We start from the raw sequence: 24055 nt of genomic DNA on the forward strand, positions 1-24055 counted from the left end.
TCGCAGCCCTTTGCCGTAGACTGGTCGTCGACCTGTCAAGGTTTTGGGGCCGATTAGGATTCGACGCCGGTAACAAAACTTGAGGGGCATGCCGAGCTGGTAGCAGAACTCGTAAATTCGCTGCTGCAAACTTATAGTTGCCAACGACGACAACTACGCTCTAGCTGCTTAATGCGGCTAGCAGTCGCTAGGGGATGCCTGTAAACCCGAAACGACTGTCAGATAGAACAGGATCGCCGCCAAGTTCGCTGTAGACGTAACGGCTAAAACTCATACAGCTCGCTCCAAGCACCCTGCCACTCGGGCGGCGCGGAGTTAACTCAGTAGAGCTGGCTAAGCATGTAGAACCGATAGCGGAGAGCTGGCGGACGGGGGTTCAAATCCCCCCGGCTCCACCAAATTCAAACGATAAGCCCCTGATTTTCCTAGCTAATTTCAGGGGTTTTTTCGTTTCCAGCGATACGTGTCGAAATCGTGTCGAAACGCTCACACTGATGCAAATCCTCTTTCAATTCAGGTAGCCTTCACTCACCTGCTTACATGGATGGCACAGTGATGGCGCTAGAAAAAATACAAATCAGTGGTTACCGCGGATTCAAGGAGCTAGCAACGGTAAATTTTGCCGTGCCAGTCCAAAACAAAGAAGGCAGCGGGCTTAGCATCATAACCGGAGCAAATAATTCTGGTAAATCAACCATCCTTGAATGCCTAAGAGCAAGATCAGGCTATAACACACCTAGCTTTTCTTCAGGTGTTCGGAATGCGTCAACAGAATTTATAAATATAGTATATTCATTCACAGATATTGAAGAGAGAATTCACTCCATCCAAAAGGGATCAAGCGAAGCGATCCACACCATTCCAAGATCAGACTCAAAAATATTCTGCCTTCCCTCAAGACGAACTTTCTCCCCTTTTTTTGGGAAGGGAGGTATTAATGATCGACAAACTAGAATTCAGCAATTTGGCCTTCCCAGCGCTCGATCACCAATGCTGGATGGCTTTGAGTCCAGGTTATTTAAAATCACCAGCTCAGAAGAGCTAAAGACAGAATTCAACAAGTTACTATCTGAAGTTCTGGGTTTTACCCCCGACTGGGCTATTGACCTCTCGGAGCAAGGGGGGTATTTCCTAAAATTCTTTAACTCAGGACACTCCCACTCTAGTGATGGCCTTGGAGAAGGGATAGTAAGTATATTCTCTATTATCGACTCCCTATACGACTCTACCGCCAAAGACATAATTGTCATTGACGAACCCGAGCTTTCCCTACACCCATCGTTACAACGGCGGCTTTCAGATGTATTTTACAGATATTCAAAAGATCGGCAGATTATAATATCCACGCACTCTCCCTATTTCATAAATATATCCGCCCTAAAAAATGGCGCAAAAATAACCCGAGTCATCTCCACCAAAAGCGGCAGCAAAGTCCATCAGCTCACACCTGAATCGACAGAAGCTATAAATAAACTTTCTTCTGGCAACATTTACAACCCACACACTTTTGGACTGGATGCCAGAGAGTTGTTCTTTCAAGATGATGGAATTATTCTCACTGAAGGACAGGAAGACGTTGTGCTATTCCCTCAAATAGCAAATTCCTTAGAGAAAAAAATTTCTGGTAATTTTTTTGGCTGGGGTGCAGGAGGAGCGGGAAATATCATACATCTCTGCAAAATACTCTCTGACCTAGGTTTTAAAAAAGTAACAGCCATACTCGATGGAGACAAATTAGAGGAAACTGAAAAACTTCGCCCACTCTTCCCCAATTACAATTTCTGCAATATTCCAGCAGATGACATTAGGACCAAGAGCGCCAGAGAAGCCACAGAAGAAAAAGCTGGACTTCTTGACAAAAAGAACAACATCAGACGAGAGCACATAGAAAGCATTAAAACTCTATTCGAATCAATAAATAAATATATGCGCGACTAGTATGAAGCAAGGGTAATATCTATATTCGGCCCAAAACGGATGGCATCCTGCAGATGACCAGGCGACAGATGCGCGTAACGCATGGTCATCGTCAGGGTCGAATGCCCCAGGATTTTCTGTAGGGTGAGGATATTGCTGCCATTCATCATAAAGTGACTGGCGAAGGTGTGCCGTAGAGCGTGACTGGCTTGCCCTTGCGGCAACCGAATCGTGGTTCGCTCCAGGGCGCGTCGGAAGGATGTGATGCAGGATGTGAACGGACCATGCATTCGCCAATGCGCCCTCACCCGGTCAGCCAGCTCTGGTGGAATCGGTACGTGGCGCACCTTCCCTGACTTCGTTCCGGCATAGGTCACGACGTTGCCCTGGAGTCGTTGCGCGGGGAGCTTTTCCGCCTCGGACCATCTAGCCCCCGTAGCCAGGCAGAGCAGTGTCACCAGCTCCGTATGCGGGTTGTCGCAACGGCTGCGGATTGATTCGAGAAGTTCGCCGATCTGCTCGGTCATCAGCCACGACAGTTCACGCTCTTGCAGCTTGAGCAGCTTCACTCCGGCCAGCGGGTTGTCGTAGTCGATCTGGCCTAGGTCCTTCAGCTCATTGAACACCGCGCGGATATATCCCAGTTCGTTGTTCAGGGTCTTCCCGGATATCCCCTCCTCCAGCCGCTTCCGCCGCAAGCTCGCGTAAGAGGATGCATCCAGGGCCGTCGCTACCGGGTCACCCTATCGGGCAGCCAATTGCAGCAGCTTGGAGAGTCGTCGAGGCGCGTCGCGCAGTGAATGGCCGTGCAGGTCGTACCAGACTTGCACCAGCTCGGAGAGCCTTCGGCGATCCTTGGGTTTGATGCTCCACGCCGGGTTCTCTGTGCACTTCTGCCGCACCGTGGCTTCGAAGCGCTGGGCCTCGCCCTTGGTCTTGAACCGCTTGCGGAAGCGCTTGTCCTTGATCGGTTCGACGTCAACGAACCAGAGGCCGTCCGGGAGCTTGGTGATGCTCATCAGACGGCATAGCCTCGCCTGAGGTAGCGGTCGGAAATCAGGTGCTTGATGTACTGCTCCAGCTCGCGGCGAGTCCAACCCTTGGCCAGATAGTGGTCTTCGATGACGTGCCAGAACTCCAGTCGGTGGGCGGACTCAATCGCCTTTTTTGCGGGGATGCGCTCCCGTGCGATCAGGCAGATGAACTGGCCCAGGAACATCTCGCAGTTCTTGCCGGAGAAGCCCATGGTCGTCTTGTGGTAGCGGCGGTATTCGACGCGTTCGATCAGCGGGTCGGCTTCGACCTGGACCTTCACGTCCTGCATGATCAGCGACCAGAACGGGTCATACACGGCATCACGGGCGAGAAGCTTGTAAGCCTCGCAGGCGTAGCCGAACAGGCCTTGCAGGTGCGCTTCGGGGGACTGACCAAGAACACCGCGTAACTGGTGACGCTGTTCGCCCTGTCGAACCTATGGATGGCTCGTCGGCACTTGCTGGCCGGCGCAGGAGAGGTACGCCTGTAAAACACAGAAGCCAGGGCAAAAGCCTGGCTTCGGGTGAATCAGCCCCCGAAGGCTGGGCTGAAAAAGGAGTCAGGTCGCCAATCGGTTGCGTGTGACTGACTTGTTCGGAGCTTCCTTAGGCGCCTGCCTCTTCGATATCCGCGAAGTTGCTGATTTTCACCGCGCCATCCGGGAAGCGTGCAATCACTTCCAGCTGACCGCCCATGGCTTCGATGTGGCTGCGCAAGGTGGAGATGTACATATCCGTACGCCGCTCCATTTTGGCAATTGCCGGCTGCTGCACCTGCAGCACTTCAGACAGCATCTTCTGCGACAAGCCTCTAGCCTGGCGCAACTCATTCAGGGGCATTTCAGCCAACAGTTCCTGGGCCTTGGCCTCGACGCGGGCCTGTGCCTCAGGCGACATTTGCGCCCGAAGGTCGGAGAATTTCTTAACCATCGATCAGTCCCTCCTCACGGAGCTGGTGCAAATGTTCGTCATAGAGGCGGTCGGCAATGGGCACGTTCAATTCGTACCAACGATCATCGCCAGTCTTGTCGCCACCGATCAGCAGTATCGCGGAGCGTCTGGGGTCAAACGCGTAAAGCGTTCGGAAAGGTCGCCCGCCGTGTTGAGTCCGTAGCTCTCTCATATGGCCATGGCGGGAGCCATTGATGCCGCTGCTGTGGGGGTGCCCCAAGGATGGCCCCCGCTCCTCAAGCAAGCGAACCGTCACAGCTAGCGACTCCTGCTCATCCTCGGACAGAGAACCCCACCAATCACCGAACTCGTCGGTGTACTCGATATCCCACGCCACAAAATATAACCCCCAGGGAATATTCCATCAAAGGAATCCTACTTAAAGAGACCGCTTCCCGACAACGGACAGAACGCACGGAGTCCTGAAGACGATCCGGCGCCAGACGGACGAACCAGGACCAGCGAGGCAGCCTCATTCCGTGTGTCGAAAAAGTGTCGAAATTACTCGCCCATACAGGCCGGCATAGCACAGAGCTTGGCCCGTCCCCTCCGATCCAGCCCCAGTCCTGCCCAGCCTTGGCTATTTATGACCATTAACGAGAACGGGCCGGGGGCACCGCCTCCGTCGGTTATCGGTGTCTGCGTGCGTATTCCGCCTCGAACAGCGACAGCAAGGAGCCGGTGATGCGACAGATGCTTTCACCGGGTTCTTCGGTTTCGTCGAGCAGGTCGAGGACGCTCAGCGTTCCGATCGCCGACTCCAGCCGGCGGCGGGCGGTGTTGAACAGGTCTTCGCTGGCTGCGCTGCAGTCCAGGTAGAGGGTGGCGCAGCCGGGATGCTGGTTGCATTGCGAGGTGCGTCGCAGGGGGATGTAGGTGGAAGGGGACTGTGCGGTGACGGTTTGCCCGGACAAAGCGCCGCTCGGGCAAGGTGCGAAGCGCTTCACAAAATGCCAAACAGAGGGCGAGCGCATCCCATCGCCAACACGCAATCGCCTTGAATGGCCGCTTCGATTCCTCGTCATGCGGGGATGCCGTGCCCGGCTCCAGCGCATCGCCACCCACACCGGAAACCCTATGCTCTACCGCGTTCTCCTGCTCATCCTGGCCCTGACGCCCGCCCTCGCCTCCTCCGCCACCCTGGACGAACGCCTGGGCGACCTTGAACACGCCTTCAAGCCCGACCTCGACGGGACGGAAAGCGCAAAGCCGGCCAGCCCGCCGCCGGAGCGGTTCAAGCTGGCGCCGCTGGGCAGCGTGGTGCGCAAGAAAGAGTGCGCGACGTCGAGCCTGCCGGATGAGCAGTCCAGCTGCGCGGCGCTGGAGTTCTGCACGGACTGCGCGCAGTAAGCGCAGCCTCCAGGCGGAGCGCCGGCAATCTCACTTGGCGAACAACTGACCCATGTCGCGGAAGCTCTTGAACTCCAGCGCGTTGCCGCAGGGGTCGAAGAGAAACAGCGTGGCCTGCTCGCCGACCTGGCCCTTGAAGCGGATGTAGGGCTCGATCACGAAGCGGGTGCCGCGCTGCTTCAGGCGTTCGGCCAGGGCGTGCCAGTCGTCCCATGCGAGGACCACGCCGAAGTGCGGCACCGGCACGTCGTGGCCGTCCACCGGGTTGCTGCCGGCGTGGCGCTGGGAATCGGTCTGCGGATGCTGGTGGATGACCAACTGGTGGCCGAAGAAGTCGAAGTCGACCCAGTGCTCGGCGGAGCGGCCTTCGCTCAGGCCGAAGACCTCGCCGTAAAAGCGCCGGGCGGCCGGCAGGTCGTGGACGGGGATGGCGAGGTGGAAGGGCATCAGGCTCATGGCGTGGTTCCTCTGTGGGTGTGCCGGGATTATTTGTCGTGCCAATTTCGATGGAAAGCGCATAATATTTCGCCTGAGCAACACTTTTTTCGAGGCTTGGATGATCCGCGAACTCCGCACCCTGGTCGCCGTGGCGCGCCGGGGCTCCTTCGCCGCGGCGGGGGAACAGGTGGGGCTGACGCAGTCGGCGGTGAGCGCGCAGATCCGCGCGCTGGAACGCAGCGTCGGCGTCGAGTTGTTCAAGCGCACACCGCGCGCGGCGCACCTGAACGAGGTCGGGCGGCAGGCGGTGCGTACGGCCGAGCAGATCCTCGCGCTGTTCGACGGCATCGGCCAGGGCGACAGCCCGCGCGGACGCCTGCGCATCGGTGCGGTGAACACGGCGCAGACCGGGCTGCTGCCGGAGGTGCTCAAGCGCCTCGCCGAACAGGCGCCACACATCGAGCCGCAGGTGGTGCCGGGCGTCTCGCTGCACCTGCTGGACCAGGTGGACGCCGCCGAACTGGACCTGGCGATCCTCATCCGCCCGCCGTTCAACCTGCCGCGCGGGCTCTCCGCGCAACGGGTCGAGCGCCAGCCGTTCGTGCTGATCGCGCCGCCGCAATGCACTGCGACGGATGCGCTGGAATTGCTGCGCACGCAACCGTTCATCCGCTACGACCATGTGTCCTTCGGCGGTCGCCTGGTGGGCGATTTCCTCGAGGCGCAACAGCTCAGGCCACGCCAGGTGATGGAGCTGGATGAGATCGACGCGATCGCGCGGATGGTGGAGAACGGTCTCGGCGTGGCGCTGCTGCCCCGGGCCGGGCTGTGGCTACGCGAGCCGGCGCGGGTACGGGTGATCGAACTGGGCGCGCTGGAATTCCAGCGCGAGCTGGTGATGGTCAGCCGCAGCGGTTCGGCGCAGGACGACCTGGTCGGTGAATTCCGCCGCGCCCTGCTGGCCGAGACGGCGGCTCAGGAGGCCGCGCCGACCACCGCGTAGCGCGGCGCCGGGCGCGCCAGCTCGCCGAGGAAGGTCCACAGGCGTTCGGCCTCGCCGGGTAGCGGCAGGCGGCGACGGATCAGGGTGTAGCGCAACGGCACGTCGAAGCGCTGGCCGCCGGCGCGCACCAGGCGACGGCTGGCGAGGTCCTCGCGGACCAGGGTATGCGGCAGCCAGGCGACGCCCAGGCGCGACTGGGCGAAGAAGCGCAGCCCCTCGGTCTGGCTGGAGCTGTGATGGCGCTGGAGGAACAGGCCGCTGTCGCGCAGCAGCGGTTCCAGGGCCCAGCCCAGGTGGCATTCCTCGGAGTAGCCGAGGAACGATAGCGCTTCGGTCTGCAGGCGGTCGAGGTTGAACAGCGGCTGGCCGGCGGCGTCCGGCGCGCAGACCGCCACCAGTTGTTCGTGGCCAAGCTCCAGGCGCTGGAACTCGGCTTCGCTGTCGATGCCCAGGCGGCGCGACACCGCCTCGCCTTCGTCGAGCAACGCCACCACGTAGTCCACCGAGCCGTCGCGCAGGCGCGACAGGCATTGCGGCAGGTAATCGCAGTCGACGCTGAACTTGGCGCTGCGGAAGTCCGCCTGCAGGCGCGGAATCCAGTGCGGGAAGAACACCGAGGAGAGGATGTGCGGGGCGCAGAAACGAATGCGCCGCTGGGCGTCTTCGTCGCGCTCGCGGATCGACTGGCGCAGGTTGTCCAGGGCGCGCACCGCGTCCTGCGCCACGCCTTGCAACTGGCGGCCGGCCTCGGTCAGTTCGAGGGCGTGCTTGTGGCGCTCGAAGACCGGCGCGCCGAGCCACTGTTCCAGGGTCTGGATACGCCGGCTGAGCCCGGACACGGAGACATGGCACTCCTGCGCCGCACGGCTGAAGCTCTTGATCCGACAGAGGACGAGGAAGTCCTTGAGCATCACCAGGTCGATCATCGTTGCGCGTTCCTCAACGGTCGGGCGTTTTCAGTCTACTTCGCGCGGCGGTGCCTGTTGCAAGGCTAAAGTTCGGTTTGTTTTGCCGATTTGGCAAGCAGCTCGTCGACTCCCGCAAAACAGACCGGGAAAAGCGGCCCACAGTAGTGAGGTCGCGCTTTTCCAGCCATCGACCCGCCCGAGCATCGTGGCCGGGCGGGTCCGCCACGAGGACAGGACCATGCAGACATCCCCCGCTCCGGCCATCGTCGCCGGCGGCGCCTACCAGCCGGTGGTGCTCCACGCCGGCATCGCCTACGTCAGCGGCCAGTTGCCGCGCCAGCACGGCGAGCTGCGCTGGACCGGCAAGGTCGGCAGCGAACTCGACCTGGAACAGGCCCGCCAGGCCGCCCGGCTCTGCGCGGCGCGCTGCCTGCAGGCGCTGGAGGAGGCGCTGGGCGGCCTGCAACGGGTCGAGCGGCTGCTCAAGGTGACCGGCTACGTCGCCAGCGCGGCGGGTTTCGTCCAGCAGCCGGCGGTGATCGATGCCGCCAGCGAATATTTCGACGAGGTGCTCGGCGCGCGCGGCGGCCACGCCCGCGCCGCCGTCGGCGTGGCCGAGCTGCCGCGCGGCGCCGCGGTGGAGGTGGAACTGATCGCGGCGGTGCGGCCATGAGCGCGCTCTTCCCCGCCGCCCCCGACGCCTTCGGTGCCGACGAACTGCTGCGCCTGCGCCGCGAGACCCCGGCCTGGGGCAGCTACGCGCACTTCGCCCATGGCTCCGCCAGCCTGCCGCCGCAGGTGCTCTACGACGCCCTCGACAGCTGGCTGGAAGCCGAGCGGCGCTGGGGCGTGCAGCGCGCCGCCGAGCATTTCGCCGAGCCCTTGCTGGCGGTCCGCGACAGCGTCGCGCGAGTGCTCTGCACCCAGCCACGGCACATCGCCCTGCTCGACTGCGCCAGCCGCGCATGGTCGGTGGCCTTTGCCGCGGCCCTGGCCGCCCATCCACGGATACGGGCGATCAGCAGCTTCGACGAATACGGTTCCAACAGCCTGTGCCTGCTCGCCGCGCGCCAGCAGCGCGGGCTGGAGCTGCGCCTGATCGACGCGCGCGGCGACGCCGCACAGCTGTTGCAACGGCTCGACGAGCAGTTGCACGACCTCGCCCCCGGCCAGACGCCGCTGCTGTCGCTCAGCGCGGTGCCCACCGGGCATGGCGCGGCTACCGCGCTGGAGGGCGTGGCCGAGCGCATCCGCGCCCATGACGGGCTGTTCTTCCTCGATGCCAGCCATGCGGTCGGCCAGTTGCCGCTGGCGGTGGAGGCGATCGGCTGCGACGTGCTGGTGTTCCCGCCGCGCAAGTGGCTGCGCGGGCCGAAGGGACTCGGCGTGCTCTATCTCGGCGAACGTGCCCTGGAGCGCCTGGCCCTGCCCGACGGGCTGGACGTCGGCGGCGCGCAATGGAGCGACGCCTTCGCCCTGCAGGCACGGGATGACGCGCGGCGCTTCGAATGCTCGGAGTTCAACCCGGGGCTGCGCCTGGCGCTCAAGGCCAGTTGCGACTACCTGTTGCAGACCGACGTCCGGCGCATCGCCCGGCGTAACCGCCAGTTGCGCGAACGCATCGCCCAGCAGCTCTACCGCCGGCTCGGCTGGACGCCACTGGAGCAAGGGCCGCACTCCAGCGCGTTGATGACCTACGCAGCCCCCGAACTGAGCGGCGAGCAATGGCTGAAGCGCCTCCACGCGCGCGGCGTGAACGCCTCCTACATCGGCCCACAGTATGCCCGCTGGGCGCTGCGCGAGCAGGCGCTGCCGGGGGTACTGCGCCTGACTCCGCACTACCTAACCGACGACGGCGAGATAGAGCGCCTCGGCGAGGCCCTGGAGGATTGCCTGCGACAGCGCGCCGCCAGTTGAGCGACCTTGCGCGAATGGCAACGTTGCGCCGCCGTGCCGGCGGTTGGCGCAACGCCGGGCGATTTGCGCAAGGTCTTTGTGCCGGCGGCAACGAGCGTTGCCGAATGCGCCGCGCACGGCCGCCGCCATGCGGTTTAAATCCCTCTCGTAGAACAACGCATAACGATCCCGCCAGCGACATCTTTCACCTGCCTGAGACACCGACGACTTTCGACGCCCTGGGCAGCCTTTCGGTCCGCCGCGGACCGCTCCGCCCTCAATGGAATGATGAATGGAGGAAAGACGACCATGACCGGATCCCGGAAAACCCTGATTCTCGGATGCGCCTCCACCGGCGCCAAGTTCACCCCGCGCAACCACGCCGCCACCGGCGACCGCCTGCTCGACAGCATCTGCACCGGCGCCACCATCCGCACCGCCCCCGGCGAACTGCTGGACGAAGCGCGCCAGCTCTACGAGATGGGTTGCCGCTACTACCACTATCACGCGCGCAACCCGCTGACCCAGGAACAGACCACCGACAACGACATCTACCAGGCGGTCAGCCGCGCCCTGCAGAACCGCTTCCCCGACCTGATGTTGAGCTTCGGCGCCAGCCGCAACGGCAGCGAGGTGCAGGAGAACATCCGCCGCTTCGGCGAGTGGGAGCGGGTCAGCCACTGCGCCATCCCGCTGCACCTGGGCGGTGCGCACTTCGTGACGATCCAGGCGGCCATCGAATTGCAGGTGATCTGCGAGCTGGAGAAGCAAAGGCGCAAGCTCGACCTCGACTATGCCTCCAGCCCGGCCTTCCTCGCCGACCTGCGCGACTACCAGCCGTCGACGGCGCTGGAAAAGGCCGAGTTGCAGACCCACTCCACCAGCAAGGGCGCCGACTACGGGGTGACCTCGCCGATGACCCAGTTCCAGGTCTACCGCAACGCCATCCAGGCGCGCCAGAAGCTCGGCCTGTTCCACGAGGTGGAGTGGGTGCAGCATGTGCGCAGCTACGCCATGACCCGTTTCGCCGTGGAGCACCCGCGCCTGCGCCTGGGCGGTTCCGGCCAGTTGAACGTGATCCTGCTGTTCGGCTTCTCGCCACGCCTGCCGTTCCCGGAGACCTACCAGCAGTTCCGCGCGGTGATCGAGAGCGCCAAGAGCCTGGAGTACGACATCGGCGAACCCGGCGTGCGCAAGCGCAAGGTCAGCATCACGGTCGGCGCGGCGGTGATGCCGCAGCATGCCGCGCAGCACTTCCGACCGCTCGACGTCGGCCCTCGCGCCGGCACCCCGCTCTGCGCGCTACGCCGGCTGGCCGCCTATGCCGCGCAGGCGGACAGCCAGGTCGACGTGCTGCGGGTCGGCATGGAGGACACGCCCTACGCGGTGGACGATGACGGCCAGGTGACGCTCAGCGACAACTGCCAGTTGCTGCGCCAGGCTCTCGACGAACTGCGCGCCAACGGCGCCGAGGCCGAGCTCGACGGCGAACGGATCTTCCAGCGCATGGGCATGGAACGCACCCTCGGCGAATACCTGTCGCTGCAGCGCCTGCATCCGCTCGGCGAAGCCAACTTCACCCTCGCACGGGAGTTCGTCCAGTGACCGCCGCCCTCGCCGCGAACCCGACCCAGCGCTACCGCTGGGTCATCCTGCTGATCGCCACCTTCGCCCAGGCCTGCGCCTGCTTCTTCGTCCAGGGCATCGGCGCGATCGCCGTGTTCATCCAGAACGACCTGCAACTCTCGTCGCTACAGATCGGCCTGCTGGTGTCGGCGGCGCAGCTGGTGCCGATCGTCGGCCTGCTGGTGGCCGGCGAGCTGCTCGACCGCTACTCCGAGCGGCTGGTGGTCGGCCTCGGCACGCTGATCGTCGCGCTGGCCCTCTGCGCCTCGCTGTGGGCCACCGACTACCTGACCATCCTGCTGTTCCTGGTGGTCGTCGGCGCCGGCTACAGCACGGCGCAGCCGGGCGGCAGCAAGTCGGTGTCACGCTGGTTCGCCAAGACCCAGCTGGGCTTCGCCATGGGCATCCGCCAGGCCGGGCTGCCGCTGGGCGGCGCGCTGTCCGCCGCGCTGCTGCCGTACCTGGCGGGGATCTACGGCTGGCGCAGCGCATTCCTCGCCGGCGGCCTGGTAGCGTTCCTCGGCGCGCTGGCCTTCATGCTCTTCTACCGCACCCCGCCGGACGCCCCCGCGCCCGGCGCGAACCCCGCCGAACGCGACCTGGGCGCGGTGGTGAAGTCGCGGCTGGCGATGATCACCGACCCGGCGATGAAGAACATCGTCTGTTCCGGGGTGGCGCTGATCTCGGTGCAGTACGGCATCCTGGTGTTCACCGTGCTCTACCTGCACGAGACCCTGGAGATCGGCATCGGCATGGCCGCGACCCTGCTGTTCGTCGCCCAGGGCAGCGGCGTCGCCGGGCGCATCCTGCTGGCCGCCTGGAGCGACCGCTGCCGCGCCGGGCGCTACTTCCCGGTGATGGTCTGCCTCGGCGCGGTGATCCTCGGCCTGCTGGCGCTGGTCCTGCTGCCCCTGCAATCACCGTTGGGGATGGGCCTGGTAGTGGCCTGGCTGGGCTTCTTCGGCTTCGGCTGGTACGGTCCCTGGGTGGCCTATGTGGCGGATACCGCGCCGGTCGGCAAGACCGGCTTCGCCCTCGGCCTGGCGATGGCCATCAACCAGTTGGCGATCGTTCTCGCGCCGCCGGCGCTGGGGCTGCTCAAGGACTTCAGCCACAGCTTCGTCCCCGGCTGGCTGGCGCTCTGCCTGATGGCGGCGGTAGCCCTTGTGGTCACCGCCTGGAGCGGCCGCGGCCTGCCCACCGCGCTGCCACAGAAGCACTGAAGCGATGACGGCCACGGCCGAGGAGGCACGATGCGCGCGATCCTGTTCGATGTGTTCGGTACCCTGGTGGACTGGCGTTCCAGCCTGATCGAGCAGTTCCAGGCGTTGGAGCGCGAACTCGGCGGGACCCTGCCCTGCGTGGAACTGACCGACCGCTGGCGCCAGCAATACAAGCCGGCGATGGACCGGGTACGCAACGGCCAGGCGCCCTGGCAGCACCTCGACCAGTTGCACCGGCAGAGTCTCGAGGCCCTGGCCGGAGAGTTCGGCCTGGCGCTGGACGAGGCCCTGCTGCAACGCATCACTGGCTTCTGGCACCGCCTGCGGCCGTGGCCGGACACGCTCGCCGGGATGCACGCGCTGAAGGCCGACTACTGGCTCGCCGCGCTGAGCAACGGCAACACCGCGCTGATGCTCGACGTCGCGCGGCACGCCGGGCTGCCCTGGGACATGCTGCTGTGCGCCGACCTGTTCGGCCACTACAAGCCCGACCCGCAGGTCTACCTCGGCGCCTGCCGCCTGCTCGACCTGCCGCCGCAGGAGGTGATGCTCTGCGCGGCGCACAACTACGACCTCAAGGCCGCGCGCGCCCTCGGCCTGAAGACCGCGTTCATCGCCCGGCCGCTGGAATACGGCCCCGGCCAGTCCCAGGACCTCGCCGCCGAGCAGGACTGGGACCTGATCGCCAGCGACCTGCTGGACCTGCACCGGCAACTGGCGGCCTCGGCCTGACCGACTTCCTCCTTCCTGCCCCCTGAACCGCTCGCCCAACCCGCGCGCCACGGCGCGCCGGGAAAGGCGCGCGCAGCGCCGGCACGCGTCCGGCAGGAGCTTCGTCATGTCCGCGAAGGATACCCCGGCCCCCCAGGCCGCCGAGCCCGGTCGCGCCCAGCCGGTCGAAGTCCCCGGCGGCGGCCACTGGTGGCGCCGCCTGCTGGCCTTCGCCGGCCCCGGCTACCTGGTCGCGGTGGGCTACATGGACCCGGGCAACTGGGCCACCGACGTCGCCGGCGGCGCGCAACTGGGCTACCTGCTGCTCTCGGTAATCCTGCTCTCCAGCCTGATGGCGATGCTGCTGCAGGCGCTGTCCGCGCGCCTGGGCATCGCCAGCGGCCTGGACCTGGCCCAGGCCTGCCGCGAACGCTACTCGCCGAGCACCTGCCGCCTGCTGTGGCTGGCCTGCGAGACGGCGATCATCGCCTGCGACCTGGCCGAGGTGATCGGCACCGCCATCGCCCTGAAGCTGCTGTTCGGCCTGCCGCTGGCCTGGGGCGCCTTGCTCTGCGTGGGCGACGCGCTGCTGGTGCTGGTCCTGATCGGACGTGGCCAGCGGCCGCTGGAGGCCTTCGTGGTGGCGTTGCTGACACTGATCTTCGCCTGCTTCGCGGTACAGTTGCTGCTCTCGCGTCCCGAACTCGGCGAGGTGCTCCAAGGGTTCTTGCCGAGCCCGCGGGTGCTCAGCGACCCGGCTGCCCTGTACCTGGCGATCGGCATCGTCGGCGCGACCGTCATGCCGCACAACCTCTACCTGCATTCCTCGCTGGTGCAGAGCCGCGCCTACCCGCGCAGCCTTGCCGGCAAGCGCCAGGCGCTGCGCTGGGCGGTGGCCGACAGCAGCCTGGCGCTGACCCTGGCGCTGCTGGTCAACGCGGCGATCCTGATCGTCGCCGCCAGCGTGTTCCACCGCAACGGGCACACCGAGGTGGTCGATATCGAGCAGGCCCACGCGCTGCTCTCGCCATTGCTCGGCCTGGAACTCGCCTCGCTGCTGTTCGCCGTGGCGCTGCTCGCGTCCGGCCTCAACTCGACGGTCACCACCACCCTGGCCGGGCAGATCGTCATGGAGGGCTTCCTCCGCCTGCGCCTGGCGCCCTGGGCGCGGCGCCTGCTGACCCGTGGCGTCGCGGTGCTGCCGGTGCTGCTGGTGACCCTGCTCTACGGCGAGGACGGCACCACGCGGCTGCTGATCTTCAGCCAGGTGATCCTGTCGATGCAGTTGCCGCTGGCGGTGATCCCGCTGCTACAGTTCGTTTCCGACCGGCGCCTGATGGGCCCGCTGGCGATCGGCACCGGGACCCGGTGGCTGGCCTGGGCGGTAGCGCTGGCGATCGTCGGCCTGAACCTGCAACTGCTGGCCGACTTCGCGTTCGGCTGAGCATTGCCTGAGGGCACGCTGCGCGGTGCGGGACGCGCACTCAGGCAATGCTCAGCCATCGAGGCCGCGGGGAAAACGGTCGGCCACCAGGTTCAAGGCGATGCCATGCTCCAGGCAGGCCTTGAGTCCGGCCAGCACCAGGGTGAAACCTTCGGTGGCGTCGACCACCCGCGGGATGACCTCTTCCGGGGTGCCGACGAAACCGCTGTTGCGGATGCTGACGAAGGTCCCGGCGCCGGGCAGTTCCTCGAACAGCCACTCCACCTGGGAAGGATTGCTGTCGCCATTCGGCCATTCGATGAGGATGCGGCGGTTCGTCTGCAGGTCCTTCACTTCGATTTCCTGGGAAACCCCGTACATGTCCCAGTGCCAGCGCAGCCGTTTCCCGGCTTCGAGGCGGGCATCGCCGCGGCTGAACCAGAACCTGGCGGTGATGGCCGGATCGACGAAGGCTTCGAAGACCTCGGCGATGGGGCGGCGGATCAGCATTTCCGCCTTGGCGACGACCTGTGCGACGGCAGTCATGGCAAGTCCTCCATGGGGGTGGGCAAGGGAGCGGCCGCCGCATCGGGCGGCCGCTCGCGGTTAATGGCTCAGGCCGGGTATTTCTCGTTCAGAGCGTAGAGGATCGCCGCCGTCTCCACATCCAGCGCGCCGTCGTAGTTCTCCGGGCGGAAATGCATCTGGAAGGCGCGCAGCAGGCTGGCGAAGTAGGCGTCGTCGACCGTCGCCGGCAGCGCATAGCCGTACAGGCGGAACGCCTCCAGCAGGTCGGCGCGCGGCGGCAGGCCGTCGCGCTCGAAGCCTTCGCGATAGCGATCGCGGGTGGCGTCGTCGTACCAGGCGCCGATACCGGCCTCGTAGAGTTCCTTCCAGGGCAGCTTCGGACCCGGGTCGGACTTGCGCCCGACGGCGATGTCGGAGTGGCCGACCACGTTCTTCGGGGTCATGTCCGGGTAGCGCTGCAGGATGTTCTTCGCCAGTTGCTTGAGTGCGTTGATCTGCGAGCGCTCGTAGTCGGGGAAGGTGAACACGCCGTCGTCGTCGCGGGCGAGGTTGACGATCTCGATGCCGATGGAGGTGTCGTTGAGGTTGTCGCGGCGCGCCCAGCCGCTGACGCCGGCGTGCCAGGCGCGGTCTTCCTCGGCGACCAGGTTGAAGATGCGCTGGCCCTTGAAGCCAGCGGCCTTGTAGCTGGGGTCGTGCGGCGCCGGGATCAGGTAGTGGGCGCTGGCGGCGCCGGTGGTCAGCGCCTTGACCGAGGCGGCGAAGTCGAGCGCGGTGTAGTGCAGCACCAGGAAGCGCACGCGTTTGCCGTAGGGGGTAGTGGTGCGATAGCTGTTGTAGTCGATGGTCAGCATGGTTTTCACCTTTTTGCGGATGATGGAAAGCCCCCGGCCACAGGCTCGCCTGTAGCTAGGGACGTCGATGCAGCGATGAGGTTCAGGGGCCGGCCAAGGAAACGCGGGCCCCGGCTAAACCGGAAGGAAGAAGACCGGGCATAAAAAAGCCCGGCACGCGGCCGGGCAAAAGGGATACACCAAAGGCAAGCCCCAGCGAACTGGGGGTACGGGGGCTCACCGAGGCCACTGAACGATGGCGTTATGACAGCACCCGGCACAACCGAACTTTAAGTTGGCCGGACGCCGTGCGGGCGCACCCCAGAGCCTTTCGCAGCGGTCGCCGCCCGGTGCGTCCGGTTGCGCGGCGGGCGGAAACGACGAAGCCCGGCGCTGGGGCCGGGCTTCGAGGGCGACCACGGGAAACGTGATCATGGGAAAAAACTACCGCGAGCGTCCCGCCGCGTGCAACACCGTTCGTCCGTTGGCCGCTCTACTTTGCACTTCTTCACAAAGTTCACCAATAGCCATACAGACCCTCGACAGAGCGGCTACTACTCTATCCACGCCAGGTCCGATTGCTCCTCCATCTCCTGGCATTCCCGGCCACTGTCCACCCCCGCACAGTGGCTTTTTTTCGCCTGCGCCTAGCGTCGTGCCAGCGGCGCCTCGTCCCGCGCCAGCATCAGCGCCAGGATGCAGCCGAGGAGGAACGCCTGCAGCGCCAGGCGAGCGGCCAGCAGCGTCGGCGGGAAGGATGGGAACAGGTCGGGGTGCTGCCACATGTAGAGGTTGGCCGGGGTCATGCAGAGGGTCAGGATGAACAGCCCGCACGCCGCCAGCCGGCGCCATGCCGGCACCAGCAGGGCGGCGGCGCCGAGCAGTTCGAAGACCCCGCTGACCCACACCGCCGCCAGCGGCCAGGGCACGTAGGGCGGGACGATGCCGACGAAGAAATCGGTGAAGACGAAGTGGCCCAGCCCACCCAGCAGGAACCAGGCGGACACGAAGGCCACGAGCAGCGTGCGAGCGGGCGACGGCATGGATAACCTCGGCGCGGCGATGGAACGGCAATCCTGCCACGCGCCGCCGACGCCAGGCCCATAACCTTTGCCCGGTTGGCAGGCGTCCGCCGAAACAGATGCTCAAACATTCCCGCCGCCGGGGCGACATCTGCTCAAAAAATGTCCTGGCCTTTCTTCGTCGAAAGACATACAATCCGGGACTGCGTACCAAACTGAAAGTCAATCAGGCTTTACCCCACGACCGGGCCCACAGATGAAAAGGGCTCTACCATCAGGGTTACAGCCTTCCGATGGTTCTTCGGTCGCCACTCTTCTGAAGCAATCCCCTGCCACGCAGGGCCGATGGGAAGACCGGCGTCCCGCAATACCACCCGCAGATTGATCAGGATCCTGGCCTGGAAACTTTCCTGCCAATCGATCCTCTGATTAGTACCTGAACTGCCAGCTTGCTCTTTTCGAAAAAAGCCGGCATAACCAGTACGTTCCCCCGACACAAAGCTTTCTTGGCACTGTCACGGAGCGGGAACATTTGCAATATACGCTGCTCCATAAGCGTGAAAGTAAAGGAACATAAGAATATGTCTATTCAACATCGTACTCAGGATGCAATTCGCACCCTAACCGCCGCATTTGCGCCGTTCGACTGCCTGATCCAGGCAACTCGTAAAGGAAACTTCAGTTTCACCATCGTTGACCAGCATGGCGTGGCCTGCCACAGCGAGCGCCTGTATCCGGAGCAGTACGACGACTCCGGCAAAATGGAAGAAGTGATCAATCGAGTTCGCAAGAAAACACTGGCTGCCTGAATCATGCAAGCATCAGCGCGAATGCAAGGAAAAGCCCCGTCCCCGACGGGGCTTTTTTGTGGGACAGCGAAAAGTACAGGTTAAGTTGAAGAAAGTTCCCACGCAGGAAATAAATATTTACTTATTCCTTTTTAAATATTTCCTCGCCAACTTCGTCATATTCCCGCGGCCAGGGGAAACAAGCGCAGGCCGTTTCTCCCGTACTCCACTCAGACGATCGCCAGGTTTCGCTTGCGGGTAGGCGGCGGAAACGCCTGGTCGAGCGCCCGCAGGTCATCGGCGCTCAGTTCCAGGTCGGCCGCCGCTGCATTCTGGCGGATGTGAGCGGACGTCACCGCCTTCGGGATCGCGATCACCCCCTGCTCCAGTAGCCAGGCCAGGGCGACCTGGGCGCTGCTGGCGTCGTGGCGCGCGGCGATCTCGCCGAGCGCCGGGTGCCGTAGCAGCCTGCCGCCCTGCCCCACCGGACAGTAGGCCATCACCGGCATGCCGCGCTCCTGGCACCAGGGCAGCAGGTCGTATTCGATACCGCGTTCCTCCAGGTTGTACATCACCTGGTTGGCGGCACAGGCGCTGCCGTCCAGTTCGTACATGTCGCCCAGGTCGAAGTTGGACACGCCCCAGCGCAGGATCTTGCCCTGGTCGCGCAACCGCTCGAAGGCTTCGATGGTTTCCTCCAGCGGATACCGGCCCTGCCAGTGCAGCAGGTAGAGGTCGATGGTTTCGCAACCGAGCCGGCGCAGGCTGCGCTCGCAGGCCGCCGGCAGACCCTTGCGGCTGGCGTTGTGCGGGTAGACCTTGCTGACCAGGAAGACCTCTTCGCGGCGTCCCGCGATAGCCGCGCCGACCACGTCTTCGGCGCCGCCCTCGGCGTACATCTCGGCGGTATCGATCAGCGTCATCCCCAGCTCGATGCCTTCGCGCAGCGCCGCGACCTCGCGCTTGCGTTCGCCGGGCTGCTCACCGATATGCCAGGTACCCTGGCCGATGGCGGCGACCTCCTGGCCATCGATCAGCGTGAGCGTTTTCATGCAGCGTCTCCTGTGGTGAATGGACGGGGCCTCATGCCCAGGGATCATAGCTGCCGAAGCTCCAGACGTGGCCCTCCGGATCGCGGCAAGTGAAGCCGCGACCGCCGTAGTCCTCGTCCTTGATGTCGATGACGATCTCGGCGCCGGCGGCCTGGGCGCTGCGGAACAGGGCGTCGGGATCGGCGACCACCAGGTAGAGGCTCTGGGTATTGCCGCCGGCTTCGTCGACGTGCCGCATCAGCCGACCGTAGGCGTTGTCGCGGACGCTCGAGCCGAGCATCAGCATGCCGTTGGCGCCGTTCGGGCTGGCGTAGGTCAACTCGGCGTGGAGCACCTGTCCGTCCTCGCCGGGCACCACCAGCTTGCGCTGGAAGCCAAAGGTCCGGCACAGCCAGTCGATGGCGGCCGGCGCATCGCGGTAACGCAGGCAGGGAATGACGCTGGCGACGGTGTTGCTGGCGGGCGTGTGCATGGCGCATACCTCCGGGGGAAAGCACGACCACCAGCATAGACGCTGGACCGGACCGCCCCCGAGGCACGGATGGGCGGCGCGCCCTTCAGCGCAGCAGCGCCAGCACCCCGCCGAGCAACGGCACTCCGGCGGCGCAAGGCAATGCCCAGCGTGGCCGCCAGGCGAGCAGCAGGACCAGCGTGCCGGCCGCCAGCATCAGCAGGCAGGACCAGAAGACGATGCCGATCTCCACGCCCTGCCGGTGGATCGAGAAGGCCAGTGCCAGGCCCAGGTCGAGCAGCGCCACGCCGCGTAGCAGAAGCACCCGGGAAGCCGACGGCTCGTGGCCGAGGAGGTTCTTGTGGTGGCGGTTCATGGCCAGGCAGAGAGCGGTGAAAGCCAGCAGGTTGAGGCCGAAGACCAGCAGCATCAGGCCACCTCCTGGACGTTCAGGCGTCGCCGGACGGGCTTGCTCGACGCTTGCCGACGTCGCCAACCTAGCCAGGCGCAGAGCAGGCCGAGGCCCAGCAGGCTGAGGTCGACGCCGGCCAGCACCCAGTCGCCGCGCTGCAGGCTGGCCAACAGGTTGCCTTCCGGGCTACGCAGCAGGCCGAGCAGCGGCAGGCCCAGCGCCAGCACGGCGGCGAGGCGCAGTTGCGTGCGACCGAGGGTCCCGCTGTTGCGGCGGACGATGGCCCACAGCGCGACCAGCGCCCAACTGGCGCAAAACACGCGGATCTCCCAGGTGTCGCGGCCGGCCAGTTGCGTCGGCAGCAGGCGGTTGCCCCACAGCAGCGCCAGGCTGGCCAGCGGCAGGCCGCCGCAGACCGCCAGGTTCAGCGCCCGCACCAGACCAACGCCACGACTGCCGCGGACCTCGCGCTTGGCCAGCCAGACCTGCAACCCGCCGAAGATCATCATCGCCCCGGACAGCCCGAGCAACAGGTACATCCAGCGCACCAACTGGCCGCCCCACTGGATCATGTGCAGGCCGGTCAGCCAGCCGTAGGTGGCGTAGCCGGGCGCATAGGACGGCTGGGCATGCAGCAGTTCGCCGCTGGAGGCATCGAAGTTGACCGTGCGCTGGTCGTCGAGGATGCGCGAGGCGTCGCGCCGGCGGATGTCCACGGTGGCCGCCTCGTCATAGGGATGGTGGACGCTGATCCAGCCCGGCGCGCCGCCGTCGCCCCAGACCTTGCCGGCCTCGACGATCAGGCCGTCGATGGACGCCGGCGGCCCCGCCGGGCGGCCGACTTCCTCGCGTTCGTAGGAGCCCTGCACTTCATGGAAGAAGCGCTCGCCATCGTTCTGGTAGACCACCTGCAGGCCCGCCTGCATGTAGTAGACGATGAAGATCACCAGGCCGGTGTAGGCGATCATCAGGTGGAACGGCAGGCCGATCACCCCCAGCACGTTGTGCGCGTCGAGCCAGGCGCGCTGCCGCGCCGCCTGCGGGCGCAGGGTGAAGAAGTCCTTGAAGATCCGCCGGTGCACGATGGTCCCGCTGACCAGCGCCACCAGCATCAGCATCCCGGCGATGCCGACGATGTACAGGCCGACCATGCCGGCGTGCAGGTCGTAGTGCAGGGTGAAGAAGAACTCGCCGCCGACTGTCTTCGGCAGCGGCTGGCCGCTCACCGCGTCCAGCTGAAAGACCTTGAACTCGCTGCCGTCGCGCGGCTCCCAGCCGGCGTTCCAGTAGGGCGCCCGCTCGCTCGGCGGCAGCATCCACCAGGCATGGGCATCGGGGGCGCGCTGGCGCAACCAGTCGCGCACCTGGTCGGCGCCCAGCGACTGCGCGCCGGGCAGGTGCAGGTCCGGCTGCATCCAGCGGGTCAGCTCCTTGTCGAAGCTGGCCAGGCTGCCGGCGAAGACGATGACGAACAGCAGCCAGCTGACCAGCAGCCCCGACCAGGTATGCAGGCCGGACATCGATTGACGCAGGTTCATGGACGCGCTCCGTAGTCGAGGCCGAGCCAGGCCAGGCCGCCCAGCGCCAGGCTGGCCAGCGCCAGCACCCAGCAGGCGCGCCAGGCGCTGCGCGCGGCGAAGGCGTAGACGATGGCCGCGACCCACACGGCGAAGCAGCCGAGGCTGCCGAACGAGACCCGGTCGGGACGCGGCAGCGGCAGGTAGATGCTCAGGCAGGCGGTGACCGCATAGGCCAGCGCGTAGCCAAGCAGGACCGCGACGAGGATGCGGCCGGTGACGGACAGTCCGCCGGCCAGGGCCTGGCTGGTCATGGGGCGGCGTCCCGGGTGGAAACTGGGCCTTGCATCGTCGCTACCTCGTCTGGCTGGCACGGCGACGCCGCGCTCGCGGGTGGCGAGGCGGTCGTCGATTCGGAAGGTTTGCGACTGTATCTCAATTACGTTCGCATTTGTACTTGCTCCGGACGACCGCCAGGTCGCGTCGCGCCAGGGATTGCCGGGGTCCGACGAGTGCGGGTCGTATCCCGTCGCATTCGTCCGCCGCGCCATACGTCCATCTCCGCTCTGCGCAAGCGCGCCGAGCTTGGTAATATCGGCTGTTTGCGGTTTCGGCTGGTTTCGCCGAAGGACATACCGGATGACTTCACCCTCCGCCCCAGACACCCAGCTCAGCCTGGCCATCGACCCGGCCCGGCCGTATGCGCGGCTGACCCTCGGCAGCCACGTGCACAGCGGCTACGACCTGCGCAGCGGACGCATGCAGAGCATTTCCCGGCACCGTGCGGCGCTGGCCTTCATCTATGCCGGCGAGGCGGTTTCCGGGCGTCCCGGCAGCGAGCCACGGGAGGCCCAGCGGCGTATCGAACGGCGTCCGGCGCACGAGCAGGAATACCGCGAGACCCTGCGCCGCCTCGGCTTCAAGCCGGCGACCCGGCGCAGCGACGCGCTCGAGGAGAGCGCCGGCGAGATGTTCGAACTGCCCGGCGACAACGCCTGGCTGCACTTCATGCAGGACGACCTGCCGCGCCTGCGCCAGCAAGGCTGGTTCATCGACATCCGCGCCGACTTCGCCTACGACCTGACGCCCATCGACGCCTGGTACGCCGAGGTCGAGGAAGCCGACGACCGCCAGTGGTTCGAGCTGGAACTGGGCATCCAGGTCGCCGGCCAGCGGGTCAGCCTGCTGCCGGCGCTGACCGAACTGATCCGCCGCAGTCCGGCCCTGCTCGATCCGCGCGCCCTCGCCCGGCACGCCGACGAAGAGCAACTGGTGCTGCGCCTGGAACTCAACCCGCCGCTGCGCGTGGCGCTGCCCTTCGGCCGCCTGAAGCCGGTGCTGGCGGCGCTTTCCGACTTCTACCTGGGCGACCCCGAACCGCAGCGCAAGCTGCGCCTGGGCGCACCGGACGCGGCGCGCCTGGCCGATCTCGACGAGTTGCCGCTGGCCTGGGAAGGCGGCGACAACCTGCGCGACTTCGCCCGCCGCCTACGCAGTTTCCAGGCTCGTCCGGCGACCCCGCCGCAAGGCCTGCGCGCCGAACTGCGGCCCTACCAGCTCGAAGGCCTGAGCTGGATGCAGACCCTGCGCGAACTCGACAGCGGCGGCGTGCTGGCCGACGACATGGGGCTGGGCAAGACCTTGCAGTCGCTGGCCCACGTGCTCCTGGAAAAGCAGGCCGGGCGGCTCGACACGCCGGCGCTGGTGGTGATGCCCACCAGCCTGATCCCCAACTGGCTGGACGAGGCCGAGCGCTTCGCCCCCGATCTGCGCGTGCTGGCCCTGCACGGCGCCGGCCGGCGCCGCGACTTCGCCCGCATCGACGAGCACGACCTGGTGCTGACCACCTATGCCCTGCTGCCACGCGACGCCGCCGAGCTGGGCAAGCGGCGGTTCCACCTGCTGATCCTCGACGAGGCGCAGAACATCAAGAACGCCACCACCAAGGCCGCCGTCGCCGCCCGCGAGCTGGCGGCACGGCATCGCCTGTGCCTGACCGGCACGCCGCTGGAGAACCACCTCGGCGAACTCTGGTCGCTGTTCCATTTCCTGATGCCCGGCTGGCTCGGCGACGCCCGCCAGTTCGCCCAGGACTACCGCACGCCGATCGAGAAGCACGGCGACGAGGCACGCCTCAGTCACCTGGCCGCGCGCCTGCGGCCGTTCCTGCTGCGACGGACCAAGGAACAGGTGGCCTCGGAACTGCCGCCGAAGAGCGAGTTCACCCAGTTCGTCGAACTCAGCGAGGCGCAACGCGAACTCTACGAGACCGTGCGCCTGGCGCTGGACCGCAAGGTCCGCGAGGAGATCGCCCGGCGCGGCCTGGCGCGCAGCCGCATCGTGATCCTCGAGGCGCTGCTCAAGCTGCGCCAGGTCTGCTGCGACACGCGCCTGCTGCAACGCCAGGAAGACGGCGCGCGCAGCGGCCGGGCGCTCAGCTCGGGCAAGCTGGCCTACCTGCTCGACATGCTCGACGAACTGATCGCCGAGGGTCGCCGGGTCCTGCTGTTCTCGCAGTTCACCTCGATGCTCGCGCTGATCGAGGACGCCCTGCGCCAGCGCGGCGTCGACTACGTCCTGCTGACCGGCGAGACCCGCGACCGCCGCGCCCCGGTACAGCGCTTCCAGAGCGGCAAGGTGCCGGTGTTCCTGATCAGCTTGAAGGCAGGCGGGGTCGGCCTCAACCTGACCGCGGCGGACACCGTGATCCACTACGATCCCTGGTGGAACCCGGCAGTGGAGAACCAGGCCAGCGACCGCGCCTACCGCATCGGCCAGGACAAGCCGGTGTTCGTCTACCGGCTGATCGCCCGCGGCACGGTGGAAGAGAAGATCCAGCACCTGCAGCAGGAAAAGGCCGCCCTCGCCGACGGCCTGTTCAGCGAAGGCAACGGCGACGGCTGGAAGCTCGACGAGGCCGATATCGACGCGCTGTTCGCGCCCTTGCCCAACGCGCTCTGAGGGCCGCCCGG

Annotated in this window: 24 protein-coding genes, 1 other RNA gene and 3 pseudogenes; 13 read left to right on the forward strand and 15 right to left on the reverse strand. The window is 65.6% G+C overall.

What is annotated here, in order from left to right; all coding sequences use genetic code 11:
* Positions 1–45 precede the first annotated feature (45 nt).
* Both ssrA and ACI766_RS22110 read left to right on the forward strand, forming a co-directional pair.
* Positions 46–398, forward strand: a transfer-messenger RNA (tmRNA) gene (gene ssrA, locus ACI766_RS22105).
* A 157-nt stretch (positions 399–555) separates the two neighbouring features.
* The gene (locus ACI766_RS22110; protein ID WP_023086580.1) at positions 556–1938 is read left to right on the forward strand and encodes an ATP-dependent nuclease; all 1383 of its coding nucleotides are present in this window, start codon (positions 556–558) and stop codon (positions 1936–1938) included.
* Here the strand turns inward: ACI766_RS22110 and ACI766_RS22115 are convergent.
* Positions 1935–2936 (reverse strand): annotated as a pseudogene (locus ACI766_RS22115) (tyrosine-type recombinase/integrase). The gene ACI766_RS22110 and the pseudogene ACI766_RS22115 overlap by 4 nt on opposite strands.
* Positions 2936–3328, reverse strand: a pseudogene (locus ACI766_RS22120) (hypothetical protein); the annotation flags it as partial. The pseudogenes ACI766_RS22120 and ACI766_RS22115, both read right to left, overlap by 1 nt.
* On the opposite strand from ACI766_RS22120, the pseudogene ACI766_RS22125 reads away from it, so the two are divergent.
* Positions 3323–3442: pseudogene (locus ACI766_RS22125) on the forward strand (IS5/IS1182 family transposase); the annotation flags it as partial. The pseudogenes ACI766_RS22120 and ACI766_RS22125 overlap by 6 nt on opposite strands.
* 115 nt (positions 3443–3557) lie before the next feature.
* On the opposite strand, the gene ACI766_RS22130 reads toward ACI766_RS22125, so the two are convergent.
* The 3 genes from ACI766_RS22130 to ACI766_RS22140 form a co-directional block, all read right to left on the reverse strand.
* The gene (locus ACI766_RS22130; protein WP_003085668.1) at positions 3558–3881 is read right to left on the reverse strand and encodes an XRE family transcriptional regulator; all 324 of its coding nucleotides are present in this window, start codon (positions 3879–3881) and stop codon (positions 3558–3560) included.
* Positions 3874–4239, reverse strand: a complete 366-nt coding sequence (locus ACI766_RS22135; RefSeq protein ID WP_003111825.1) for a type II toxin-antitoxin system RelE/ParE family toxin — start codon at positions 4237–4239, stop codon at positions 3874–3876. Before ACI766_RS22135 ends, ACI766_RS22130 begins: the two co-directional genes overlap by 8 nt.
* Positions 4240–4531: 292 nt before the next feature.
* Positions 4532–4816, reverse strand: coding sequence for a hypothetical protein (locus ACI766_RS22140; RefSeq protein WP_023086583.1), 285 nt, complete (start codon positions 4814–4816; stop codon positions 4532–4534).
* Positions 4817–4979: 163 nt separating this feature from the next.
* On the opposite strand from ACI766_RS22140, the gene ACI766_RS22145 reads away from it, so the two are divergent.
* Positions 4980–5252: a hypothetical protein gene (locus ACI766_RS22145; protein ID WP_023086584.1), complete on the forward strand. Its 273-nt coding sequence runs from the start codon at positions 4980–4982 to the stop codon at positions 5250–5252.
* 30 nt (positions 5253–5282) lie between these two features.
* On the opposite strand, the gene ACI766_RS22150 is transcribed toward ACI766_RS22145, so the two are convergent.
* Complete coding sequence (locus tag ACI766_RS22150) at positions 5283–5708, reverse strand: VOC family protein (RefSeq protein WP_003085665.1); 426 nt, start codon at positions 5706–5708, stop codon at positions 5283–5285.
* 100 nt (positions 5709–5808) lie between these two features.
* Between ACI766_RS22150 and ACI766_RS22155 the strand changes: the two genes are divergently transcribed.
* Positions 5809–6693 (forward strand): LysR substrate-binding domain-containing protein, encoded by an 885-nt coding sequence (locus ACI766_RS22155; protein WP_003085663.1) that lies wholly within the window; start codon positions 5809–5811, stop codon positions 6691–6693.
* On the opposite strand, the gene ACI766_RS22160 is transcribed toward ACI766_RS22155, so the two are convergent.
* The gene (locus ACI766_RS22160) at positions 6666–7619 is read right to left on the reverse strand and encodes a LysR family transcriptional regulator (protein WP_003085661.1); all 954 of its coding nucleotides are present in this window, start codon (positions 7617–7619) and stop codon (positions 6666–6668) included. The two genes, ACI766_RS22155 and ACI766_RS22160, sit on opposite strands and share 28 nt — an antisense overlap.
* Before the next feature lie 220 nt (positions 7620–7839).
* Here ACI766_RS22160 and ACI766_RS22165 point away from each other — a divergent pair, with 220 nt between their 5' ends.
* The 6 genes from ACI766_RS22165 to ACI766_RS22190 all read left to right on the forward strand — a co-directional run bounded on the left by ACI766_RS22165 (position 7840) and on the right by ACI766_RS22190 (position 14501).
* Positions 7840–8274 (forward strand): RidA family protein, encoded by a 435-nt coding sequence (locus ACI766_RS22165; protein ID WP_003116494.1) that lies wholly within the window; start codon positions 7840–7842, stop codon positions 8272–8274.
* Positions 8271–9518 carry an aminotransferase class V-fold PLP-dependent enzyme gene (locus ACI766_RS22170; RefSeq protein WP_025297299.1) on the forward strand — a complete coding sequence of 416 codons (1248 nt, stop codon included), beginning with the start codon at positions 8271–8273 and terminating at the stop codon, positions 9516–9518. The genes ACI766_RS22165 and ACI766_RS22170 overlap by 4 nt, the downstream gene beginning before the upstream one ends.
* A 288-nt stretch (positions 9519–9806) precedes the next feature.
* Positions 9807–11102: a 3-keto-5-aminohexanoate cleavage protein gene (locus tag ACI766_RS22175; protein ID WP_003159598.1), complete on the forward strand. Its 1296-nt coding sequence runs from the start codon at positions 9807–9809 to the stop codon at positions 11100–11102.
* Positions 11099–12346 (forward strand): MFS transporter, encoded by a 1248-nt coding sequence (locus tag ACI766_RS22180; protein ID WP_003085654.1) that lies wholly within the window; start codon positions 11099–11101, stop codon positions 12344–12346. Before ACI766_RS22175 ends, ACI766_RS22180 begins: the two co-directional genes overlap by 4 nt.
* Before the next feature lie 30 nt (positions 12347–12376).
* Complete coding sequence (locus tag ACI766_RS22185; RefSeq protein ID WP_003106623.1) at positions 12377–13078, forward strand: haloacid dehalogenase type II; 702 nt, start codon at positions 12377–12379, stop codon at positions 13076–13078.
* 106 nt (positions 13079–13184) lie between these two features.
* Positions 13185–14501: an Nramp family divalent metal transporter gene (locus ACI766_RS22190; protein ID WP_017002477.1), complete on the forward strand. Its 1317-nt coding sequence runs from the start codon at positions 13185–13187 to the stop codon at positions 14499–14501.
* 51 nt (positions 14502–14552) lie between these two features.
* On the opposite strand, the gene ACI766_RS22195 is transcribed toward ACI766_RS22190, so the two are convergent.
* From ACI766_RS22195 to ACI766_RS22205, 3 genes are all read right to left on the reverse strand, one after another.
* A complete protein-coding gene (locus ACI766_RS22195) occupies positions 14553–15026 on the reverse strand; it encodes an SRPBCC family protein (RefSeq protein WP_003085649.1) in 474 nt (157 codons plus the stop codon).
* Between the two features lie 68 nt (positions 15027–15094).
* Positions 15095–15862: an N-acetylmuramoyl-L-alanine amidase AmpDh3 gene (gene ampDh3 / locus ACI766_RS22200; RefSeq protein WP_003114198.1), complete on the reverse strand. Its 768-nt coding sequence runs from the start codon at positions 15860–15862 to the stop codon at positions 15095–15097.
* Positions 15863–16488: 626 nt separating this feature from the next.
* Positions 16489–16884, reverse strand: a complete 396-nt coding sequence (locus ACI766_RS22205) for a hypothetical protein (protein ID WP_025270878.1) — start codon at positions 16882–16884, stop codon at positions 16489–16491.
* A gap of 560 nt (positions 16885–17444) precedes the next feature.
* On the opposite strand from ACI766_RS22205, the gene ACI766_RS22210 reads away from it, so the two are divergent.
* Positions 17445–17672, forward strand: coding sequence for a hypothetical protein (locus ACI766_RS22210; RefSeq protein ID WP_003085644.1), 228 nt, complete (start codon positions 17445–17447; stop codon positions 17670–17672).
* Positions 17673–17881: 209 nt separating this feature from the next.
* Here the strand turns inward: ACI766_RS22210 and ACI766_RS22215 are convergent, their stop codons facing one another.
* The 5 genes from ACI766_RS22215 to ACI766_RS22235 form a co-directional block, all read right to left on the reverse strand.
* Positions 17882–18703 (reverse strand): aldo/keto reductase, encoded by an 822-nt coding sequence (locus ACI766_RS22215; RefSeq protein WP_003109743.1) that lies wholly within the window; start codon positions 18701–18703, stop codon positions 17882–17884.
* A 31-nt stretch (positions 18704–18734) separates the two neighbouring features.
* Positions 18735–19175: a VOC family protein gene (locus ACI766_RS22220; RefSeq protein WP_003085641.1), complete on the reverse strand. Its 441-nt coding sequence runs from the start codon at positions 19173–19175 to the stop codon at positions 18735–18737.
* Positions 19176–19260: 85 nt separating this feature from the next.
* Positions 19261–19584 carry a DUF3325 domain-containing protein gene (locus ACI766_RS22225; RefSeq protein ID WP_003103035.1) on the reverse strand — a complete coding sequence of 108 codons (324 nt, stop codon included), beginning with the start codon at positions 19582–19584 and terminating at the stop codon, positions 19261–19263.
* Positions 19584–21104, reverse strand: coding sequence for a PepSY-associated TM helix domain-containing protein (locus ACI766_RS22230; RefSeq protein WP_003103038.1), 1521 nt, complete (start codon positions 21102–21104; stop codon positions 19584–19586). Before ACI766_RS22230 ends, ACI766_RS22225 begins: the two co-directional genes overlap by 1 nt.
* Positions 21101–21397: a DUF3649 domain-containing protein gene (locus tag ACI766_RS22235; protein WP_003085639.1), complete on the reverse strand. Its 297-nt coding sequence runs from the start codon at positions 21395–21397 to the stop codon at positions 21101–21103. Before ACI766_RS22235 ends, ACI766_RS22230 begins: the two co-directional genes overlap by 4 nt.
* Positions 21398–22052: 655 nt before the next feature.
* On the opposite strand from ACI766_RS22235, the gene ACI766_RS22240 reads away from it, so the two are divergent.
* Positions 22053–24044, forward strand: a complete 1992-nt coding sequence (locus tag ACI766_RS22240) for a DEAD/DEAH box helicase (RefSeq protein ID WP_073647892.1) — start codon at positions 22053–22055, stop codon at positions 24042–24044.
* Positions 24045–24055: the final 11 nt, after the last annotated feature.

Origin of the sequence: Pseudomonas sp. DL (genome assembly GCF_047199225.1) — a bacterium.
Lineage (GTDB): Bacteria > Pseudomonadota > Gammaproteobacteria > Pseudomonadales > Pseudomonadaceae > Pseudomonas > Pseudomonas aeruginosa.

Excerpts from the sequence above, each read along its gene's own strand:
- ACI766_RS22110 (WP_023086580.1), top strand. The coding sequence starts at position 556 with ATGGCGCTAGAAAAAATACAAATCAGTGGTTACCGCGGATTCAAGGAG.
- ACI766_RS22130 (WP_003085668.1), bottom strand. The coding sequence starts at position 3,881 with ATGGTTAAGAAATTCTCCGACCTTCGGGCGCAAATGTCGCCTGAGGCA.
- ACI766_RS22145 (WP_023086584.1), top strand. The coding sequence starts at position 4,980 with ATGCTCTACCGCGTTCTCCTGCTCATCCTGGCCCTGACGCCCGCCCTC.
- ACI766_RS22150 (WP_003085665.1), bottom strand. The coding sequence starts at position 5,708 with ATGAGCCTGATGCCCTTCCACCTCGCCATCCCCGTCCACGACCTGCCG.
- ACI766_RS22155 (WP_003085663.1), top strand. The coding sequence starts at position 5,809 with ATGATCCGCGAACTCCGCACCCTGGTCGCCGTGGCGCGCCGGGGCTCC.
- ACI766_RS22160 (WP_003085661.1), bottom strand. The coding sequence starts at position 7,619 with ATGATCGACCTGGTGATGCTCAAGGACTTCCTCGTCCTCTGTCGGATC.
- ACI766_RS22165 (WP_003116494.1), top strand. The coding sequence starts at position 7,840 with ATGCAGACATCCCCCGCTCCGGCCATCGTCGCCGGCGGCGCCTACCAG.
- ACI766_RS22170 (WP_025297299.1), top strand. The coding sequence starts at position 8,271 with ATGAGCGCGCTCTTCCCCGCCGCCCCCGACGCCTTCGGTGCCGACGAA.
- ACI766_RS22175 (WP_003159598.1), top strand. The coding sequence starts at position 9,807 with ATGACCGGATCCCGGAAAACCCTGATTCTCGGATGCGCCTCCACCGGC.
- ACI766_RS22185 (WP_003106623.1), top strand. The coding sequence starts at position 12,377 with ATGCGCGCGATCCTGTTCGATGTGTTCGGTACCCTGGTGGACTGGCGT.
- ACI766_RS22190 (WP_017002477.1), top strand. The coding sequence starts at position 13,185 with ATGTCCGCGAAGGATACCCCGGCCCCCCAGGCCGCCGAGCCCGGTCGC.
- ACI766_RS22195 (WP_003085649.1), bottom strand. The coding sequence starts at position 15,026 with ATGACTGCCGTCGCACAGGTCGTCGCCAAGGCGGAAATGCTGATCCGC.
- ampDh3 (WP_003114198.1), bottom strand. The coding sequence starts at position 15,862 with ATGCTGACCATCGACTACAACAGCTATCGCACCACTACCCCCTACGGC.
- ACI766_RS22205 (WP_025270878.1), bottom strand. The coding sequence starts at position 16,884 with ATGCCGTCGCCCGCTCGCACGCTGCTCGTGGCCTTCGTGTCCGCCTGG.
- ACI766_RS22210 (WP_003085644.1), top strand. The coding sequence starts at position 17,445 with ATGTCTATTCAACATCGTACTCAGGATGCAATTCGCACCCTAACCGCC.
- ACI766_RS22215 (WP_003109743.1), bottom strand. The coding sequence starts at position 18,703 with ATGAAAACGCTCACGCTGATCGATGGCCAGGAGGTCGCCGCCATCGGC.
- ACI766_RS22220 (WP_003085641.1), bottom strand. The coding sequence starts at position 19,175 with ATGCACACGCCCGCCAGCAACACCGTCGCCAGCGTCATTCCCTGCCTG.
- ACI766_RS22225 (WP_003103035.1), bottom strand. The coding sequence starts at position 19,584 with ATGCTGCTGGTCTTCGGCCTCAACCTGCTGGCTTTCACCGCTCTCTGC.
- ACI766_RS22230 (WP_003103038.1), bottom strand. The coding sequence starts at position 21,104 with ATGAACCTGCGTCAATCGATGTCCGGCCTGCATACCTGGTCGGGGCTG.
- ACI766_RS22235 (WP_003085639.1), bottom strand. The coding sequence starts at position 21,397 with ATGACCAGCCAGGCCCTGGCCGGCGGACTGTCCGTCACCGGCCGCATC.
- ACI766_RS22240 (WP_073647892.1), top strand. The coding sequence starts at position 22,053 with ATGTTCGAACTGCCCGGCGACAACGCCTGGCTGCACTTCATGCAGGAC.